The sequence below is a fragment of the Bartonella sp. HY761 genome, from assembly GCF_026743145.1.
In the GTDB taxonomy this organism is placed as follows: Bacteria; Pseudomonadota; Alphaproteobacteria; order Rhizobiales; family Rhizobiaceae; genus HY038.
Window position 1 is genome coordinate 3016943 of record NZ_CP104887.1, and the last position, 21279, is coordinate 3038221.

Consider the following 21279-nt stretch of genomic DNA (forward strand, 5'->3'; position numbering starts at 1 on the left):
AAGGATCACAAAGACTATTGCATTGCCTATTACTCCCTTTTAAAGCCACCTATTTCAACCACAAAAGATGAAAGCCATCTTGCGCCAAACTCACCAAAGATCCTCACAATAAAGTCAAACAATCATCGACTGATAGAACTTTTGTAAAGATAGAAGACATAAAAAAACTGGCTCTTTTCAACCACATGAAAAGAGCCAGCCCTTAAATATTTGTAAATATTAAACGATTGTTACATTAACACCTGCTTGGATGTGAAGGCTTTCATCACCATGAGCATAGACACTATAAACAACACCAGCACCATCCGTATAGCTGCCGTCAGTAAGTGACCAGCTATTATCAAGCTTAACAACATCGCTACCGTCACCCTTAATATTAAGACTTTTATCATCAAAGCCATTATCAAAAAGCGAACCGTTAAAGCTTAATGTATTTTTACCATTACCAGTAAGGTCAAGCGCTGTGACTGCAGAGCTAAAATCATCACTAAACAGATTTCCAGCATTAATATTGCGACCATAACCGCTAATATCAACTTCAAGACCAAGCTGATTATTGTGATTTTCGTTAAATTCATTAATCAAAGTGCCAAGCCAATCAAGACTTGCAAAGCCAAATGATTTTACAGCGTCAACGCGCAATACATCAAGATTGCTATTTGCCATACCATCTGTATGGAACATGTCGGTTAGCCATGTTTGATAATAAGTATTAAAGCCAGCAACAGTAAGCGAGTTAAGCTCTAATGTGTCATAACCCTCGCCGGCATTAATTTGCAACGCACCTTGCTGAATAAAACCATTAAGCGAAATTCGGTCATTGCCATCACCGGTATCAATAAGGTTATAGCCTGTTCCAGATGCTAACACCTTGCCATAAATCTCGACAACATCATTGCCTTCACCAGCGAAAACTTCGTTTTTACCACCATTTTGCGCTTCAAGACCGCGACTAAACACAATCTTATCGTCACCCTCGCCGGCATCAATGTGATTGGTTCCAGCAGCAATCACTTTATTCGTAAATAGCAGTGTATCGTTACCTTCGCCTGAACTAATACTATTAATACCGTTTTCATGGCTAACCATACCGCGAGCAAAGGTCAAGAAATCATCACCAGCGCTCGTTGTAATTTCATTAAGATGATAGCTTTCAACAAGACCTGAAATGGTTAGAACAGTTTTGCCGCCATTTACTGTAAAGATATTTGAGCCAGTATTGCTAGCAGTAAAGTTACCAACTATAGTTACAACATGATCGCCAGCACCGATAACAAATTGATTAAAGCCACTTGCATAAACGCCATTAGTTACCGTTAAAACCGTATTACCATCACCAAAAGTTAATGAATTTTCACCGCCAACGCGCGATTCAATACCGCGGGCAATAGTAACTACGTGATCACCTGCAGCTGCGGTAATTCTGTTCGTTCCACTGGCAAGAAGACGGCCACCGATAGATAAAACCGTTTTTCCAGCACCAAAAGAAAAAGAATTTACGCCATTTGAAGCGGCATCAATACTACCCCAAACACTTGCGATATGGGTACCCTCACCCATTGAAAACAGATTTGCAGCTTCACTCGCTGCTGTAACACTACCCGTAATTTTAAGCGTTTTTGTTCCATCACCAAGTGCGACCCGATTTTGGTTACTTGATTGTACATTGCCTAAAATAGAAATAACATCCGTGCCATCACCCAAACTAATGGTGTTGCTACCAAGATTATTGGTTTTCATACCCCAAAAGAAGGTTAAACCATGATTGCCATCGCCAAATACAATGCTATTTTCAGCCCCTGCTGTAGCATCCAAACCACCCCATACATTAAGGAGCTTATTGCCATCGCCACCGGTAATCGAATTTGAGCCACTCCCCTTTAACCGACCACCAACAAAAATGCTATCATTGCCATTGCCAACATCAATACTGGTTGATGCGCCTGCAGAACTTTCAACATTTGACCAAACCTTGATAATATCATTATTATCACTGCCGCTAATCTCCTTTACACCTGCAGTAGATGTAAAATTCCAACTAGACCAGAAATTTCCTAAAGCCATTTAAATGCCCCACATGGTTAAAAATATTAAGAAAGAGAATGCTATGCTAGCTAAGTTAAATATATAACTATACATGGTAAACTATTGCGTATAGTCACAAATATAAATTAAAGCATTGTTATATTTATTACAGCATCAAATATTATTCAACAACAATCTAACCGTACATATATTTTTATTGATATTTCTAATTATATATTATATTAGTTATATATTATATATTTTTTTCTTTTAAAACGAGAAGCAATCAATAATTTATCTATATTAAAGCTTATAAAAATACTAAAAATCTTATATTAATTTTACTTAAAAGCTAAAATAACGCATTCCCCACCTTAAACTTATTCCTGCCTTTTTAACCACATTTCGATTCCATCAATCGTTTGAAAATCACCAACTGCATAAGCAGACATTGCAGGATAATAACTTTTAATCATATTTGCCAATGCGTTACCCGGACCAAGATCAAGGATAGACGTTACCCCTTGCTCACTCAATGCCTGTAAAACCGCTTGCCAATCAAGCCGCTGAGCAATTTCCTCGGCAAGTTTTTTTAAACCATCTTGCACTTTAAAAATGCGGCCGCCATCAAGACCACTAAAGAGCAAACGATTATCATCCATTGCATTAAATGGCTTTGCTGCTATAAAATCATAAAAGGGTTGAACCGCATTTGCAAGAAATGGCGTATGCGAGGGAATAAACACATCTAGAACATCACAGCGCGTTGCCCCTATATTGCGCAAATCTCCGCATAGTTTTTCAATATCATTTTCATTGCCAGCAAGTATAAAAAAATTATCTGGATTATGAATAGCAATGACACAATTGGCTTGATGCAAAGGCGTTTGCAATTGTGCTTCACTTAGCCCCATAACAAAAGCTAACCGCGCCTTTATCGCATGAGCGCTATCCATCAAGGTTGCCCGTTTTAATGTGATAGCCAATGCTTCAGCTGGCTGCCAAATATTGGCAATAGCAAAAGCTGCAACCTCGCCAACACTATAACCAGCCACGCATATGCGTTCTGGTAAATGATCCTTAATTAAATTATAATGGCATAGGGCAGTAAGTACAGAAAAGAATTGGTTATAATAATTACTTGACCGTATTTGCGGATCACTTTCACGTAAAAACTTTAACGGATCATGACCTAATAAAACGCCGGCAGCATGAAGCAAATCACTATTTTTCGAACTATTTGCACCCAAATCTAAGGATTGCGGCGTTAAACGTCCTTGCCCGCCGCACAATAAAGCAAACATTTTCTATCCATCCCCCAAGCAATCTAAAAACACGGTAGCAGCCAGCATATCGGCAACGCCGCCCGGCGACAAATTGCGTTTAATGAAGTTATCATGTATTTCCGCGGCCTTTTTTTGCCAATCAATCTGTGTAATAGAACCATCTTCGATAAATTTTTGCGCAGTGTGCTGCGCAAAAGTCATACCTTCGATACCTCCGCGATGCAGTAAATTGGTGTCGCAGATTTTGGCTAACAATCGCATCGTGACATGAATCCGTTGTGCTTCTTCCACCTTTGTCCACTTGCGCGCCTCATGTAATGCGGGCAAACCAATTTCATATAGGGATGGATAGCCCCTTGCCGCCTCTTCACGCGCACCACCTGCGCCATATAAGCGCAATACTTTGGTGCCATGACTTGTCAAGCTAATTGGCCCTTGTGAAATATCATGCCCCCACTGATTGGCGATAATAATACCTAGCTTTATCGGCAGCGGAAAATTTTGCGTTTTAAACCCATAGGCTGCGCATAGTAAACCAAGAGCAAAGATTGCGCCACGATGGGCATTTATACCATTGGTTGCCTGTATCATTGCCTGTTCGGCAGCTATACCGATGCGACGCAGCTCACTCATTTGCGCGCTTTTTGTACCAACAATAAATAAATCTTTAAAAAACGGTCGAATAGCACCAGCGCTCCTTGCCAATATTGCATAATCCATATCTGCATGCGCGCCATTATCTATATGACTTACAAGGCCGGGTTTTGGATAAGTTTGCAATTCCTTGATGAGGGCATCATATGCTTTATTGGCAATGGCATCACCTTGTTGCCCAATATCATTAAAAACCATACTGCTTTTCAACTGACCAGAATGTTTGTTTAACTGATAAGTCATCTTCATTTTCCCCCACCCATGTTGCAAAAGGCATCAGCATCACACCAGTATTGGTTTTTACGATTATATCATCCTTATATTGACGTAATATTTCTTGATAATGAACGCCGCCCTTTGGTCTAATCAGTTCCACATCAATACGCACCAATGCAGTTTTATTGATATTTTCAATGCTATTACATAGATTTAAAACATAATCTTGCCTTGGTAAGACAGTTAAGCACAAATCAAGATCGGAAGCTTTACTGATATAATGCATGTTGGTTAGCGCTTGCCAGCATAGACTACCAAACACTCTAAAATTTACGTCAATTTGTATCATCGCCTTAATCAGGTTTTGCCAATCATAAGGTGCATAATGCGCTATTTCACTTAGCAAAGGTGGCGGAGTTGTTTTGCTTATGTGATGTTTATGACTTATGAGCGATATTCTTGCCTTGCCCATGGTTGGAGGCAAAGGCAAACCAAGCAACAGATCATCATTATTTTTCAGCATTGGTTGTTGCGTAACAATGAGGGGGAAGTTTTTTGCCTCCCACTCTTTCAGAACATCAAAGTGATATTGCTCATATAAAGCTTGCCAACCTGTCGCATCAAGCCAAACAAGGTCATGACGATGAAAATCACCCATCACAATTCGCAAGTTTTATAACTGCATTTGACAAAGGCAATGTCTTTAATCGTCCCCCTCTTTCCAAGCCTAACTGCGCCCTTTTATCATGAGGGCGCTGCCCCTCAAGACTTTGATAAAGGCTAAGGAGTTTTTGAGCCTTTATATCGACATTGGCGTCATTTTGCCAGACCTCATCTATCCCGCCAGTCTTATAAAGGTTGAGAAGCCCTGGAGCAAAAACCGGCGTTGCCTTGGCCATTTCGGTCAGTTGATCAATCGATAGTTTGGTAACCCGCGCCATTGATGGCAAATCCATCACGGCTGGATATGCATCAGGCAAGGCAATAAGTGATTGGGTGGCAAGAGCGCTGGCAATAAAAGCACCTGCCGCACTATGGCCGTATAAAACACCAATCGTTACATGCCCATTAAGCGAGGCAAAAATCAATGCTTTGGCCAATTGTGACAAATATTGATTAAGACCCAATAATTCATCACGTTTGCTCATATTTTGGCTAGCAGAATCCACCAACACTAAAATTGGCTGTTTGAGATGATTTTCAACGATATTGATAATATGCCGCGATAAAATATTGGCATCATCAATGGCAATTGGTGCACTATTAGCAATGCCAATAATATGACACGGCGTGCCATTTAAACTTGCTTGCCCGATAATATGATTATTACTCACCGTTACCGTAAATTGGTCTGCAAACAAAGATGATAATAATTGATTTAACCCATCAGGCAATGGCTGGGTTGGCGTTGCAGTAGTTGTTGTGACATTTTTTGATGCATCACTGCAATAAGTTTGTTTTACGCCGCTTAAGAGTTGTAAAAATTGATCATCAGAAAGCGATGGAACTTCTTGCGCGTTGCTAATACCCAATTTTGTCCAAATATCGATTGCATCTTTAGCATCACCAAAATTATTAAGCCGGCTTTCAAGCTTTTCTTGCTGTTGCTTTAAAGCGGCAAATCCAAATTGCTCATCTTGATCTAAAGCAGTAATTGCAGCGTGCCTAAAGGCTAATATGTCATCGGCAACAAAATAGTCCGCATCTTGCATTAGGCTGCGATGTTTACCGCCCATAGTGCGCCACACAAGCGCACGATCGCGCGAGTCAAACTCCTCAACTCCTTTGTTGGTTTCAATAACTTCAGGGCCACTTACACTCATGCGCCCATATTCGGACATAGCAATTTTACTGGCGCAAGCACTGATAAGACCAGCGCCCCCATAGCAACCAGAACGCCCGCCAATTAAAACCACAACCTTGATGCCAGAAAGCCGCGCCTCAACAACTGCCCGCATAATTTCAGCAATCGCAATTTCACCAGCATTGGCTTCTTGCAATCGCACGCCGCCGCTATCAAGCAAAAGCACAAGATCATGGTTTTCATGCTGTGCCGCCTTTATCAGCCCTAGCAATTTTGCACCATGAACCTCGCCAATTGCACCGCCCATAAAACGCCCCTCTTGCGCGGCAATGAATATCGGCTTTTGCTCAAGCATGGCACGGCCAATAACAATACCATCATCAAATTGTTCTGGCAGATTGAACAATTTAAGATGTGGGCTAACAACTCGTTGTTCTGGGCCGATAAATTCTTGAAAACTATGCTTATCAACCAGATAATCTATTCTTTGTCGCGCACTTGCTTCATAATAGCTTATAGATTCATTTTGATTGGAAAGTTGAGCTGAATTCGTCATTCGACTTCCTCCATTAAACGCATGGCTTGTGCAAGACGCAGCGACACCGTATCAGGTCGCGCCCCACCATCATTAATAGATATGCGCAGGCCACCAACTGCATATTGCTCGACAAAATCTCCCATCACCGCTTGCCATATTGGCTCAAAGCCATGCGAAGCTGTTTCCACATCAATAATGCAACGGGTTTCATCATCAATGCGCTCCACCAAAGCCTCAAGATTACCCGAGGCAACAACGCCGATAATGACTTGCTTTCTTTGGGGTTGCGCAGCTCTATTGGTTAAAAACTCAAATTTCATGTTTTCCATGATTGCTCCCCTCACCAATTACGAAAACGGCTAGGAGGATTGTAAAGCCCCCCTGATTGCACCATAATATCCTTGATGGAACGCGCGGCCAAGTAACGCCGATCAGCATCAAGCGGATCAATGCCTAAATCAATGGGGCGCTGAATAACACCGCGCGCCCTTAAGGTTTCCACCATTTTTTTATCACGCTGACGACCAATATCCGTATAGCCGGCAACACCGCGAATGGCTTGCTCGCGCTCAGTTGCATTGCGGCAAAGCAATAAATTGGCAATGCCTTCTTCGGTTACAATATGGCTAACATCGTCATTATAAACCATAATTGGCGCAAGATCGAGGCCAAGCTTTTCGGCCAAAACTTCGGCATCCAACTTCTCGACAAAAAGCGGCACATTATTAGCACCAAAGGTTTCTCCAAGTTGCACGACAAGCTTTCGACCACGGCGTAAATTCGCAGGAATGTCTGGTTGTGCTTCTTCCCCTGCCTTTAACCAAGCAGGGCTACTATGACGGCGACCATGGGGATCTGACCCCATATTGGGCGCACCACCAAACCCCGCCACACGATCAGTGGTAATGGTGGAGCTATGGCCATTAAGATCAATTTGCAAGGTTGAGCCAATAAACATATCACACGCATAAAGGCCTGCGGTTTGGCAAAAAGCTCGGTTAGAGCGCAGTGAGCCATCAGGCCCCGTAAAGAAGACATCCGAACGCGCCCGAATATAGTCCTCCATACCAACTTCAGATCCAAAACAGTGGATCTGCTCCACCCATCCCGCTTCAATGGCTGGAATTAGGGTTGGATGCGGATTTAAGGCAAAATGCGTGCAGGATTTGCTTTTTAGCCCCAGCTTTTCGCCATAAGTAGGCAATAATAACTCAATAGCTGCCGTACTAAAACCAATACCGTGATTAAGTCGCTTGACCTCATAGGGAAGATAAATGCCTTTTAGCGCCATCATCGCAATCAAGATTTGCGTTTCTGTTATTGCACCGGGGTCACGGGTAAATAGCGGCTCAACATAAAACGGCTTTTGCGCATCAACCACAAAATGCACAAGATCACCTGGAATATCAACACGGGGAACCTTATCAACAATTTCGCCCACTTGCGCAATAACCAAACCGCTTTTATAGGCGGTTGCCTCGACAACTGTTGGGGTATCTTCTGTATTGGGGCCAGTGTAAAGATTACCATGCTTATCCGCGCTTACGGCGGCAATTAGTGCAACATTAGGTGTTAAATCAATGAAATAACGGGCGAATAATTCAAGATATGTATGCACTGCGCCAAGTTCAATTTTGCCGCCAAACAGCATGCGGGCGATACGCGCCGATTGCGGCCCCGAATAAGAATAATCAAGCCGTTTGGCAATGCCTTTTTCAAAAACATCCAAATGCTCTGGTAAAACAATGCCCGATTGCACCATGTGCAAATTATTAAGCTGGTCGGCATCTTGCGCAGCTAGCGCTTTAGCTAATATATCCGCTTGTTTTTGATTATCCCCCTCAAGGCAAACACGGTCGCCAGAGCGGATCACCGCCGCCAATAATTTTTCAATATTTGTCCGCTCGACAATTTTACCTTTAGCAAAGGCGCTCCCCGACGCAATTCTTTGCTCCAATGCTTGTTTTTGGCAGTTCCAGTTTCTCATCGAGTCCTCCCGCATACAAATATAAAGATAATCTATCTCAATGTATTTATATTGTCCATAATATTTTTTTGTGTATACTATAAACCATATTTATCCAGTGGGAGGATACATAAATGAGGAAAAAATCTAAAACGCAATACATTTTTCATCCATATGGGGAAGCTGTCCTTTGGGGGAAACTGCAATTGGCAGCATGGGAGGGGTAAATGACTATATCAGGTGTCGCACTTCTGGCGATTTGCACCCTATTGGGTGGTTTTTTAGGAGATTTATTGGGTAAAATTCTTGGCGTGCATGCCAATGTTGGCGGTGTTGGTATAGCGATGATGCTATTAATCGCTATGCGTTTATGGCTCAAAAATAAAAATATTTTAAGTCGCGGCGTTATTTTTGGCGTCGAGTTTTGGGGTAGTCTTTATATCCCGATCGTGGTCGCCATGGCAGCCAGCCAAAATGTTGTTGCAGCGGTTGAAGGTGGGCCACTCGTTGTTATTGCTGCAGTGAGCGCTGTTGCTGTTTGTTTTGCTTCAGTTGCAATTATCGGCAAAATGAGTGGCACAGTAGAAACCATGGACGAGATTGAAGCACGCGAAAAAGCGGAGGGCAAAAATGGTTGAGATGATTATGAGCGTTTTGCAACATAATGCGCTAATTACTGCTTTTGCCTTTATCGGTATTGTCATGTGGATTTCAGCCATGCTGTCCAAATATCTAACCTTTGGGCGCGTACATGGGTCAGCGATTGCCATTATCATCGGCCTTGCCCTTGCCTTTTGGGGCGGCATCGCGACCGGCGGTCAAAAGGGGCTTGCCGATGTGGTTGGCTTAACCGGCATTGGCTTAATGGGCGGCGCTATGTTGCGCGATTTTGCAATTGTTGCCACCGCTTTTGAGGTGGATGTTGAACAAGCAAAAAAGGCAGGTATTATTGGCTTTGTTGCATTATTACTTGGAACATTTTTTCCCTTCATCGTGGGAGTAATCATTGCTTTTGCCTTTGGCTACACCGACCCGATTGCCTTAACAACAATTGGCGCCGGGGCAGTTACCTATATTGTTGGCCCAGTAACAGGTGCGGCAATTGGTGCCGATTCTGCCGTTATGGCGATATCAATTGCGACTGGCGTTTTAAAAGCAATTTTGGTAATGATTGGTACGCCCTTTGTTGCCAAGATGATTGGTCTTAACAATCCACGATCAGCCATGGTTTTTGGCGGGCTCATGGGGACGGTCAGCGGGGTTAGTGGTGGCTTGGCTGCAACGGATAGGCGTTTGGTGCCTTATGGCGCCCTAACCGCAACATTTCATACCGGTCTTGGTTGCCTTTTGGGGCCATCAATATTATTTCTTGCAGTAAAAATGATCTTTTAAAGAAGTTGAATATGAGTGAAAAATTTGGTGGCGATGAACAAACGGTTTTATTATCCGAACGCATTAGAAATGCTTTAAGCGATGAAATCACCGATGGCACCCTGCCACCAGGCTCTGATTTGGACGAGCAGCAACTTGCAATAAAATATGGCGTTTCGCGCACCCCCGTGCGCGAAGCTTTACGTCATTTGGAGGCCAATGGCCTTGCTGAAAAACGCGGCCGGCGCGGTCTTATTGTTACACCGCTAACTGCTGAGCGCATTATGGACATGTTTGAAGCAACGGCTGAAATTGAAGCGATCTGCGTTCGCCTTGCCACTTATAGAATGACACCGCTTGAGCGGTGTACCTTAATGGAACTTCATGAACAATCACATGACATGGTCATTAACAATCAAATCGATGATTATGACCGCATGAACCGTAAGTTTCATGAAAAAATCTATCATGCCACCCATAATCGGTTTTTAGAAGAACAGGCCATTGCTATTCGCTCCAAATTAAGTGCTTTTCGCCGCCTGCAATTGCGCGAAAACAATCGTATTAGTAGATCTCGCCAAGAACATGATATGGTTATGCAAGCCATATCGCAAGGCGATGGTGAAAAAGCAGCTCTTTACATGCGCGCCCATATGTTAAATGCCGCCACCGCACTTGCCCATTATATTGAACAGCGCATCAATAAAGAGGCAACTTAATTTTTTACGTTTTTATCTCAGCTCTATTTATCAAACCCACTATTTTAGCGGCTGTAAATAGGGCAAGGAGCGCAATTTTTGCATTGCTTGGTTAAGTGCATAAATAAGCGTCAATAGCGGATATGCAAGCTTTGCAAATTCACTATCAGCAAAATCTTGTTCAGCAATAATGGTCGCCATATTGGCAAATTTGCTGAACCCCGCCTGTTGAAGGATAGAACCAGCCTTTTGCAAATTATCCTTATATCGTTGATTTGCAAAACCAATTTCAGCAATCGATTGAATTTGGTCCAAAGCATCAGCAAGAACAAAATTTGCGCGATCACTTTGTTGAAAGTCAAATCGCTTATTTTGAATAGCGTTTAAAAATCGATGCCAACTCCAATTTTTATTGGCAGTTTTGCCATCTAGCCCTAAATTTTCAATCATATTTTTGCAAACAACCGCAATTGGCCGCAAGGCAAAGCGCCCTTGCTCAACAACAACATTAGCGACAATCGCATCAACTTTATTGCCTGAATGTAATTCAACCGCAATAATGCGCGCTTCCTTATCACTATTATGATCCAATGTTAGCGCCAACCATTGGCCATTACTATCCATAATTGGCCAGATCACTTGTTGACGTAAATCATCAAAATAATATTCAAAATTATTGCTTGGCACTAGCAAAACGGGTTGTATTGTCGGGGCAATATTATAAAGTCCTTGCATAAAAGCCTGTTGTAAATCATCAGCCAAAACCTGCCAATCGCTATAGGCACAAGCAAGCTCGGTATAGGTGCCAGTAAAAAGCTTGACATCTTTTGCTATAACGCCTTGCGACATTGATAAACGCCCTTGGGGGGATGCCAAAGCGCCGGTTAAAGTCAACTGGCTGCGGCTCAAATCCCTTGGTGATTTGCCAAATAAATGCCCAGTATAATAAGCACTATCAGGTATAAAGGAAGGATCGACACCCGATGGACGCGCCAAAGCACCACTATACCATTGTTGGTTTTGTGGCGCATAAAAAATTGTACTAACACCGCGTGCGCCAGTGGTTGTGCGCCAAATTTCAGCCCCCATCCCCACTAAGTCAATATCACCAATTGGCAAATAATCTTGCCGATAAACACCTGCAAGTTTTATGAAATTTTCATCATCTATATTGGTTTTTCTTAAAATACGCACCAACATGGCAATATGAGCAATAAATGGTAAATATTGCTCAATTTCAAATGATAAAGCGCGTTTTCTGCGCTCGCGAATACGATTTGCTAAAATGCGTAAAAGCGCCGATAATCTTGGTAAAGCATCCGCTCGTGATGATACAGAAAGCGCAAAGATACGCTCCTCTAAGGCTTTGGGTGCAATATTTAACCCTGTGCGCAAGGCATCTAATAAGGCTTCATCAACACTATCAAGAAAGCCGCTATCGGGTGCTTGCTTTTTAATGATTACCGCGTTCTCTTCGCTGACATCATCATTAATGTGCCATTTTCTACGGGCAATCAATAAGGCAGCAATATGAAATGTTTTGCGCTTAGCAGGCGATATTTTCGAGACCATCCCCTCTAGCCCCTGCCCCAAAAGATAGCAAATTTCCTCATCCATGATGAAAATACGAACGCTATTTTTTTCCTCTTTGACGATTGCCCCCTTAGCCGCAATATCATGAGCTGCCTGCCATCCAGCTTTGCCGGCAAAACGCTGCAGAATAGCTGATGAAAACTCGCAAATCTCGTCACGAGCGCTTTGGCTTTGCTCCAAGATTTGATCCTTGACTTGATCCTTGGTTTTAAAGCCTTCCTCAATCGGCAATGCGCGTAAAAATAATGTTGCTGCAAGCTTATGGCGGCAAACAGACGCGGCAGGGCAACTGCATTTTGCCTTAAGGGGGCCAGCTAAACCCATTGCAACGCTTTCTCCATCCGCCGTAACCGTTGCAATATCACCGTCACAATCGATAAATGTAACCTTGCCGCCCTCAATATCGCGGGCAGCACGACGCACCAAACCCTTATTCGCTAAAAGTTCAAGCGCACTTTCGTCAAAGGCTACTAAAGCTTGATGGAGAGCGAGCGATATCATGAGGATATAACTCCCCCTAGCCAATCTGCCAACCTATCTGGTGTAAGTGCCGCCACCTCCATACCAGCCTTTGCCAAGCGTTGTGCCATGCTTATATCATAATCAACAATACCATCATCATTAAGGGCTGCAACGCCAAGCATTGTTACTTGCGCACTAGCAAGACGACGAATAGCTGCCAATAATTTAGCGGGTGAACCACCTTCACAAAAATCGCTAATTAACACAAAAATGGTTTGGCGTGGTTGCTCGACCAATTGCTCACAATAATTCACCGCCATGCCAATATCGGTACCACCACCAAGTTGCACCGACATAAGCACCGAAACAGGATCAGCAAGTTGATCGCTCATATCAACAATGCGCGTATCAAACAGCACCAACTTTGTTTTAACCGATGAAAGACCACCTAAAATAGAAGCCATAATGGCGGCATAAATAATAGAGCTGGTCATTGATCCCGATTGGTCAACACATAAAATAATAGTCTTAGAGAAATAGGATCGTGATCGCGAATGAAAGCGCAGCTTATCAGCAATAATGCGGCGATTAACAATATCATAATTTTTAAGATTATCGCGAATGGTTGCCCGCCAATCAAAATCCTGCATACGCCGCAAATGGCCGCGCCGAAAACGATTACGCCGCCCTGATGCAGCGCGCTCTAAGCGTAATTTTAAGCGCTTTTTTATATCTTCGATAATTTTTTTGGCAATATCGCGAATAGTCGCTTGAATAGCGGGATTAGCTCTATCCTTATAAAGCATCAAGCTACGCAAAAGATCTGTGTTCGGAGTTAACGTTTTTAAAGTTTTAGGATCGCTCAATAATTCGGTCATGCCAAGATTTTGCAAAGCATGCCCTTCAACCACTTCACATACTGATTTTGGAAAAATCCCACGCAATTGTTCCAGCCAATCAATCGGCTTAATACCACTTGAATCGCGACCTCCTAATGGGCTTTTTTTCGCATTTTCTTGGCGCAATCCTCTTTGTTTTAATTCGCGTGAATAAAGATAATCAAAAGCTTGGTCGCGCTCAATGTCGACACCTCCAAGCTTACAATCACTGCCTAGTCCCGTTTCACTATAGCGACCAAGCACGAGGCGCCAACGGCGTAAACCTTCAACCGAATTGGTCATATAAGCTGTTCCTCCTGCATTTGCGCCAATACATCTTGCTCAAGAGCCAATCGTTTTAATACCGTGTTTTCATCAAGGCTAGAATGAAGCAATAAAAAATCTTCCTGATGATAATATTTACCAATATTTTTACCAAGCCGATCCAATTCATCTGGATCCAAGCGGCTAAAGGCCAAGCGCAAAAAGGGTAATATTTCAAGGAAACTATCGTCATCAAAACTCGTCAGCAGCATATCTGCCTTTTCCATCAATTGCGATACACGCCACAATAATTCACGCGAAATCGTAATCACCCCATGAAGCCAACCAACGCGCTCTTCACTCGTGCTATAAGCTGCCTGTATTTCCCCTGCAAAACGCTCAACCAATTGTTCATCACTTATTTGGCCATTAAGACAAGCAAGGGCAGCAATAGCACCACGTATGGCGGGCGGCGCATCGGTATTAGTGAGTAAATTTGCAATTCTTTCCTGAAATATTTCCCCATCAAGCTTTGTTGCTTCCCGTTCACTTAAAATAAGCAATTCCCGTAAATTCGCTAATGCATCAACAAGAGCCATGCTTTGTTCGTTGTCAGCATGAATAATATTGGGTAGTAAAAACATGGCGCGGCGGTAGCAAATGGCAATTAAATCACGCACCACTTGCTCATCATCCAAAGCCAGCCATTTACGCGCTTGCCATAAGGCGAGCACCGATTTTAACCCATCAACAACACTTACAAGATTAGCATCTGCAATAATTTCTTGTTCAATAAGCGGTAATATTTGCTTTGCAGCCCCTGATAAACCAGCTTCACAAGCAGTGATAAAAAGCCTAACAGCGCTTGCCGTCTCCCCACCATGCCCATTTTCTTTTAAGGCAGTAATATTGTGAAATAATTGCAACAATAGCGATTTTTGTAATGTGTCACTTTCACTTGCAAGCTCGATTAAACGCGCCTCGGTCAAGGGTGACCATTGAATGGTCCAGCTTTCAAATAAACGATCTGTTGCATAACCATTGCTAAAATCTGGCCCAGCGGTGCGACTAGCAAATTGCACATTTAAAAACTTCATTCCATGTAAAAAGCGGCTAATAGCGCGATGTTTTGGTTTGCGATAAATATCAAGAGTACGATTGCGTGCCTCCCCATCATCAATCTTAATACCTAACGCACGCGCTTTAGCAAAAAAATCGCGTAAAAGTGGTGGCGCAGCTGCTTTTGACGATATTGCACCAATGGTAGAGCCCGTTAAAAACGAATAAAATTCTGCTAAGATTCCACTGCCTTCGCCACCTTCATGCCCTTTTAGTAAAGCGGTGCGTAAAGCATCTATAATATCACTGCGCATTGGCCCTTTATGGCCACGCAACTGCGCCAAGCCATTGGCCATTTCCAACGCATTTACTAAAGCTGGAAATGCGATACGCTCATGGCGCATATCTTTGCGCAAATGCGCAATAAATTCGATTACAATTTTTTCTGCAATAATTTCAAAAACGTTACTTGGCTTTGTTTTATCTTCAACAATGCAATTTTGTTGTTGCCAAAGCCGATCATAATACCAAGGAAAAGGCAAACCACTCATATAGCCCGTAAGGGCATTTAACTGACGAAAGCCATAGCGGATCAAATATGATTCCTCTAGCGTTTCCACGATCTTTGCTTGTTGTGGCGCACGCACCAAATCCAGTAAAACAGGTGCATGGAAACCACCAACAATAATTACGATGGGACCATTTTTTTTAGCGCTCTCGCGGGCAATAATTGCCGCCATTTGCGCTTCACGCTCCAAAGTGCCATCACGTTGCAAAAGTTCATCATTAGTAGATTGACGCATATGATCACAATAAACACCAATCCCAGAAAATAGACCGCGCCAATCGCTTTCACCAAGCTGTGTTTCAAACATCTGGTCCCATAATTCATCACCATCGCGGCAACCAATTTTTTGACAAAGTGCCTTGGTATAATCACTACTATCAAAATAGTCCTTGCTTAAGGGAACGAACTTATCGGCAATATGGCTTTGTTTTTCTTCGTCACTTTCATCATCGCTAATGTCATTATTATCATTATCGTCAGATGTATCATTTTGAAATCGGGAAAAAATGGGTAGATCAATAAAATGCGTCTCAACCTTGTTTTGATGTGCCCATAATAGCCCAACATATTCAGGGCTATGGCTACAAATTGGATAATAGCTGCTACCTAACGCATTTTTAGAGGGAAAAGTAACAATGGCGACTGGCGGAACAGTGCCATCATCAATGATTTGATCTATAAGGCGATCATAATGATTAGGGCCTTCAATCAGCACCGTTTTGGGCTTGATTTCGTCAAGCAATAAACGCACAGCAAAAGCACATGCCGGACTATGATGGCGTACCGGCACAATGGTAATCTGCAACTTTTCATCATAAAGAAAAGACGGATGTTTTGTCATGTGAGTTTTAAGGCTCGTGCTGCGCTGTAAAATTCCCTCCAAGGGCCTTTTTTACCGGCGCGATCTTTAACTATATAATCAATATAGGCTTTAAATCTTTTGCCATCCTCCGGCTCATCTTTTAAAATAACCCCTTGTATTTGGTGGGCGATATGGGCCCCAGATACACTGCCATTATCCAAAAAGGCCGCTTCCAGCGCGGCAGCCTGCATAACATTTACCGCTTCTGCCGTTGACATAACCGCATCAGGCTTGGTGAGCGCTATCCCCTCACGCGTGCGGCCAGTGCGCAAATCCTGAAAAGTTTCAACCAAAATATCTATGGTTGCATCTATATTGCTAACCTCAATGCCAAGCGGTGCTAATCGCGCATCAAGCTGTTGGCGCACCAAGGCGCGCTCTTGCTCGCCATCACTGATTGGATGAACAATTTCAAAATTAAAACGTCTTTTTAAAGCGCTCGACATTTCATTTACGCCGCGGTCACGTAAATTGGCCGTTGCAATAATATTAAACCCAGGCGCTGCACGCAAAGCATCATTTGAACCAAGTTCAGGTATTGCTAAAGACTTTTCGGACATGATAGAAATCAGCGCATCTTGCACTTCGGGCGGGCAACGGGTAATTTCTTCAAAGCGGACGATGCGCCCTTCTTTCATAGCTGAAAAAATCGGGGAAGCAACCAGCGCTCGTTCACTTGGCCCTTCAGCAAGCAGCAAAGCATAATTCCATGAATAGCGAATATGATCTTCACTGGTACCAGCAGAACCTTGCACAATAAGCCCTGAATGACCGCTAATGGCGGCGGCTAATAATTCTGATAGTAGCGATTTTGCCGTGCCCGGCTCTCCTGCCAACATCAGCCCTTGCGCACTCATCAAGGAAACAATAGCACGATCAATTAAACTATCTTCGCCATAAATCTTACGGGAAATGCCCTTTTTTTCATCACCAACAATGAAACACCGAACAAAACGCGGCGATAATAGCCAACCTTTCGGCTTTGGTAAATCATCAAGGCTTTTTAATCTTTGCAATTCATCCGCATAGATTTCTTCAGCAGGTTGCCGCAAACTGGCCTTTTTTTCCATAGACTATGACCTTTATATTATAAATATAAGAATACACTAATATTATTTTAAAAAAATTATAATTCTTGTGAATTAAAACATATACTAAAAACTATAATTTACATTGATTTGTAGTCTTGCTGCCTCATTGAAAATAGATATTATACTTTGCAAGGATCACGTCAATTAAAAAGGGGTAGCTATGAACAGCTTAAAGCTAGGCAGCAATTTGACTGTTGAAAATACAGCGCCCAAAGTTTCATTGGATCGCTACCGGATTACCTCTGGATTAAATAGTATGCGCATGGGAGATTTAACTTTAGCACCAGCCTTATGTGATTACATAGAAACTGGCAAAAATGAAGCAATCTTGCTCCAAGCTAGAGGTAAGGCTACAACAACCTATTGCAACCTACATAATGGCAAAATACTATATGCATTAAATTATAAATGGCAACCATTAGCTTTTATACGCTTAGGCAAAGTGTTAGCTTCATTATCGCCAATAACAAGTACAAATTATAAGATGCGCGGCACTAGCATATCACCAGATTGGTGGCGTTATAGCGTATATTACTTGCAAAATTTAGATCATAGCTCAATTGCGGCTGCCTCTGATGAATTATATGCATTAATTCAAAAACCCGGAAAACTTTTGTTAGAATTGGCTGATATTGGCGGCTTAGGCGTTGAAGATATTTTTGACGTATTTATTCACAACTATAATGGTTATCGCAATGAAGTAATCCTAAAAGACTTCTACGGCATTGAAGATTGGTTCATAGAAAATAGACAAACGATCATCTCTCTTGCCAAGAAACTCCCAAGCAATAATATGATTGAATTTTGCGATTCTCTTTACAAATTGAATCTCGTCGAACCTTTTACTGATTTCCTAATTGAAGAAACAATGAGTAAAAGCAAAACTGTTCGCCAAAAAGCATTACTTTCACTAAACCATGCTGATAAAATCATATTAAAAGAACGCATATTGCAGCTTTTTCCAACACAGCCGAGTGCGAACCAAATTTTATTAGTAAATGCAGTGATCGTACTTTTTAACGAGCAAGCAAAATCAATATTAGAAATATGGAAAAACGATAAAAATCCACCCAAACTTAAAAAAACAATTGAAGAGCAGTTAAACTTCCAAAACGCCACTGCGCACTCAGCTCAACAAGATTTTTCAAATAGTGGCGGTTCCTATCTTGCTTTAGATGGCAGTATCGTCACTATTCCTGCTTATGATAAGGCAAAGGAACAAGTCCATTTCGCTATTAATCCTATTGATGAAAGCTATTTTTTACCGGTTTTTGATGCACTTGCAAATTATAATCACCATTTTGATGAATCCTTGGCAAGACGAAATCCAAACGATAAATGGCATTGGACTAAAAACGCAAAAAAACTTGACAAACAGCAGGTCAATAAAGAGCTGCACGCTATTTTATCGGGAAGTTTAGATAAAGCCTTATCGAGCCATAACTTATTTGACACCCATCAAAAGCGCAATTTTGATACCTCAGGCTTGAAAGAATTTGCGCAATGTAAAGACCTTTCGCTTTACCAACTCATGCTATTGTTAAATATGGAACATTATGTTGATCATTTATCGAATTTAAGCACTTTTGGGGAAAATATTTTTGGTCCTGTTATTTTAAAAAAAATGCGTGAAATTGGCGATTGGCGAGTTTTAAACCATATTTGTATTAAACAACAAAGACGCCCAATTTTGGAGCACCTTTTAACTGCAATGGAATGTTATGATTTGCCCCTTATTCCATTTATAAAGGCTGAAGATCTTTGGACGCTTGTTGCCGAAAATCTTGATCTTCTTGACCAAGCCTTTAATATTGCTCCTCCAATTGATAATGTCAGCTATCGTTTTGATATTGCATTTTATCTACTAACACTATTACCCAAAGTTCCAATGCGTTATGCGACAGCCCTCATACTGATGGTGACTGGTAACAACTTGAATGGCAATAGGATAACTCAGCAAGAAAGACAGCAAGCTCGTACGTTATTAGCAGCCTCACCACAGCTTGATCCTGCTATTTCAGGGCTTTTAGAAAATGAACAAAAAGAAATACGCATTAAAGCAGCCGATTGGCTAAAAAGCCGTAAAGCCGTTTCGCAAATTCCTGCTTTGCAAGCAGCACTTAAAAAAGAAAAAAATGATGCAGTACGCGGAGCACTTCTTTCTGCACTTCAACATTTAGGTGATGATATTTCCAGCCACTTTGTAGCAGAAAAATTACTAAGCGAGGCACAAAAGAGATTGGAAAAGGCCAAGGGAAAAGAACTTGATTGGTTTCCTTTTTCCCAATTACCGCAGGTTACTTGGAACAACGGCAATGCCGTTGACCCTGTGATTATCCGTTGGCTATTAATCCTTGCCACAAAGTTAAAGCAACCGCAAGGCAATCCGATGATAACCTTGTGGCTTGATCAATTTACAAAAGAAAGCGCCCATACCCTTGGGGCTTTCATTGTGGAAGCGTGGATTGCCTATGACACGCCAATGACAACCAATGAAGAAGCGACAAGTTTTGCTATAGCTCATATTGATCAGCGCTTACAAACCAATTTACAATTAGTTAAGGCAGCACCACAATCTGCATCTTTCTATACAACCGACCGCGATTTACTATTTGAAGAACTTCGCCATGAAAAATTAGGCAAATACAAACAAAGCGCAATTGACAGTAAGGGTATTTTAGCCCTTGCAACTCGTACTGATGGCGCAACCATTGCAGCCATTGGCAGTAGCTATATTAAAAAACATGGTAAACGCACCGCCCAAGCCAAAGCAATCATTGACATGCTGGCAGAAAATCCGGCCACTGCTGCTATCCAAGCAATTTTAGCGGCAGCAACCCGCACCAAACAAAAAACGGTGCAAGACCATGCACGCCAAGCCATTAATGACATTGCTGAGCAGTATGGTTGGACCTTAGACGAATTGGCTGATCGCACTATTCCAACGGCAGGGCTTGATGATAATGGCGAAGCAGAGCTTGCTTGTGGCAAGGGGCGAATTTTTAAACTTAAACTTAATGAGCAAGGCAATCTTATTATTTTTAACGATAAGGGCAGCCAAATAAAAAGCTTGCCAACCGCAAGTAATGCGTTTGAAAGCCAAGAGATTGATGAGGCCAAAAAATTTATAGCCAATGCGCAAAAGGAAATAAAGCAAGTTGGCACAGTACAAACAGAGCGGCTTTTTGAGGCCATGTGCTTGGAGCGTGTTTGGTCGGTTGAAGAATGGCAAAACTATCTTTTCAACCACCCTGTAATGCGGAAAATTATCTGCGGGCTTATTTGGATTGGTATGGATAATGATGGAAAACCACTATTAACATTTAGACCAATGGAAGATGGCAGCTTTACCGATAGTAGTGATGAAGCGGTTGATTTAAATAAAGTATCAACTATTAAACTTGCCCATATTAGCTTGCTAAATAATGAAGAAGGCAATGCTTGGCGTAACCATATAAAAGATTATGCATTAACGCCGCCTTTTAGGCAATTGCGTGAAGATTTACCAATCATATCGAACAGTATAAAGCAGCAATTCGAAATCACCGATCGCAACGGCTTTATGGTTGAAAGCAATAGCTTGCGCAACTTGGCTAACAAGCTTGGCTATCAGCGCGGCGATATCGTCGATGGCGGTTATTTCACGAATTATATTCGCCGCCATACAAGCCTCAACCTTGTTGCTAGCATTAATTTTACCGGCAATATTTTGCCTGAAAAAATTATATTAACGGCTTTAACTAGCCTTTGCTTTTATAAAATGAGCAATAATAAATATTCTGCAAATATGGAAATCGCTTTGGAAGAAGTTCCACCCGTTTTACTTGCTGAAACTTATGCCGATTATCATGCTATGGCAGCCGCAGGAACTGGTTTTGACAAGGATTGGGAAGCCAAATCTGAACTTTATTAACGTTATAAAACCATCACATATTTTTAATTTA

At 42.1% G+C, this 21279-nt stretch carries 15 protein-coding genes and 1 pseudogene; 4 read left to right on the forward strand and 12 right to left on the reverse strand.

The window, feature by feature from the left end; translation table 11 throughout:
• Window positions 1-219: 219 nt before the first annotated feature.
• From N6A79_RS13020 to mdcA, 8 genes and pseudogenes are all read right to left on the reverse strand, one after another.
• The gene (locus N6A79_RS13020) at window positions 220-2064 is read right to left on the reverse strand and encodes a hypothetical protein (protein ID WP_268546269.1); all 1845 of its coding nucleotides are present in this window, start codon (window positions 2062-2064) and stop codon (window positions 220-222) included.
• Between the two features lie 341 nt (window positions 2065-2405).
• Entirely contained in the window at window positions 2406-3329 is a 924-nt protein-coding gene (locus N6A79_RS13025) for a malonyl CoA-ACP transacylase (protein WP_268546270.1), read from the reverse strand.
• A gap of 3 nt (window positions 3330-3332) precedes the next feature.
• Window positions 3333-4214 carry a triphosphoribosyl-dephospho-CoA synthase MdcB gene (gene mdcB / locus N6A79_RS13030; RefSeq protein WP_268546271.1) on the reverse strand — a complete coding sequence of 294 codons (882 nt, stop codon included), beginning with the start codon at window positions 4212-4214 and terminating at the stop codon, window positions 3333-3335.
• Complete coding sequence (mdcG, locus tag N6A79_RS13035) at window positions 4153-4839, reverse strand: malonate decarboxylase holo-[acyl-carrier-protein] synthase (protein ID WP_268546273.1); 687 nt, start codon at window positions 4837-4839, stop codon at window positions 4153-4155. Before mdcG ends, mdcB begins: the two co-directional genes overlap by 62 nt.
• Window positions 4832-5515, reverse strand: coding sequence for a biotin-independent malonate decarboxylase subunit gamma (locus tag N6A79_RS13040; RefSeq protein ID WP_442784285.1), 684 nt, complete (start codon window positions 5513-5515; stop codon window positions 4832-4834). Before N6A79_RS13040 ends, mdcG begins: the two co-directional genes overlap by 8 nt.
• Before the next feature lie 117 nt (window positions 5516-5632).
• Window positions 5633-6541: pseudogene (locus N6A79_RS13045) on the reverse strand (biotin-independent malonate decarboxylase subunit beta); the annotation flags it as partial.
• On the reverse strand, window positions 6538-6852 hold the full coding sequence (gene mdcC, locus N6A79_RS13050; protein ID WP_268546274.1) for a malonate decarboxylase acyl carrier protein: 315 nt from the start codon (window positions 6850-6852) through the stop codon (window positions 6538-6540). The gene mdcC and the pseudogene N6A79_RS13045, both read right to left, overlap by 4 nt.
• An 11-nt stretch (window positions 6853-6863) precedes the next feature.
• On the reverse strand, window positions 6864-8510 hold the full coding sequence (gene mdcA, locus N6A79_RS13055; RefSeq protein WP_268546275.1) for a malonate decarboxylase subunit alpha: 1647 nt from the start codon (window positions 8508-8510) through the stop codon (window positions 6864-6866).
• A gap of 206 nt (window positions 8511-8716) precedes the next feature.
• On the opposite strand from mdcA, the gene madL reads away from it, so the two are divergent.
• From madL to N6A79_RS13070, 3 genes are read left to right on the forward strand one after another with little or no spacing between them, the layout of a single operon-like run.
• On the forward strand, window positions 8717-9127 hold the full coding sequence (gene madL, locus N6A79_RS13060; protein ID WP_182418057.1) for a malonate transporter subunit MadL: 411 nt from the start codon (window positions 8717-8719) through the stop codon (window positions 9125-9127).
• Window positions 9120-9881 carry a malonate transporter subunit MadM gene (madM, locus tag N6A79_RS13065; RefSeq protein WP_182418058.1) on the forward strand — a complete coding sequence of 254 codons (762 nt, stop codon included), beginning with the start codon at window positions 9120-9122 and terminating at the stop codon, window positions 9879-9881. The genes madL and madM overlap by 8 nt, the downstream gene beginning before the upstream one ends.
• A gap of 11 nt (window positions 9882-9892) precedes the next feature.
• Window positions 9893-10579 (forward strand): GntR family transcriptional regulator, encoded by a 687-nt coding sequence (locus N6A79_RS13070; protein WP_262079013.1) that lies wholly within the window; start codon window positions 9893-9895, stop codon window positions 10577-10579.
• Window positions 10580-10618: 39 nt separating this feature from the next.
• Here the strand turns inward: N6A79_RS13070 and N6A79_RS13075 are convergent, their stop codons facing one another.
• The 4 genes from N6A79_RS13075 to N6A79_RS13090 are packed head-to-tail and all read right to left on the reverse strand — an operon-like array spanning window position 10619 to window position 17314.
• Window positions 10619-12652 (reverse strand): hypothetical protein, encoded by a 2034-nt coding sequence (locus N6A79_RS13075; protein WP_268546276.1) that lies wholly within the window; start codon window positions 12650-12652, stop codon window positions 10619-10621.
• Window positions 12649-13794, reverse strand: coding sequence for a VWA domain-containing protein (locus N6A79_RS13080; protein WP_268546277.1), 1146 nt, complete (start codon window positions 13792-13794; stop codon window positions 12649-12651). The genes N6A79_RS13075 and N6A79_RS13080 overlap by 4 nt, the downstream gene beginning before the upstream one ends.
• Window positions 13791-16223 (reverse strand): DUF5682 family protein, encoded by a 2433-nt coding sequence (locus N6A79_RS13085; RefSeq protein WP_268546278.1) that lies wholly within the window; start codon window positions 16221-16223, stop codon window positions 13791-13793. Before N6A79_RS13085 ends, N6A79_RS13080 begins: the two co-directional genes overlap by 4 nt.
• Window positions 16220-17314: an ATP-binding protein gene (locus N6A79_RS13090; RefSeq protein WP_268546279.1), complete on the reverse strand. Its 1095-nt coding sequence runs from the start codon at window positions 17312-17314 to the stop codon at window positions 16220-16222. Before N6A79_RS13090 ends, N6A79_RS13085 begins: the two co-directional genes overlap by 4 nt.
• A 181-nt stretch (window positions 17315-17495) precedes the next feature.
• Here N6A79_RS13090 and N6A79_RS13095 point away from each other — a divergent pair, with 181 nt between their 5' ends.
• Complete coding sequence (locus N6A79_RS13095) at window positions 17496-21248, forward strand: DUF4132 domain-containing protein (protein WP_268546280.1); 3753 nt, start codon at window positions 17496-17498, stop codon at window positions 21246-21248.
• Window positions 21249-21279 lie beyond the last annotated feature (31 nt).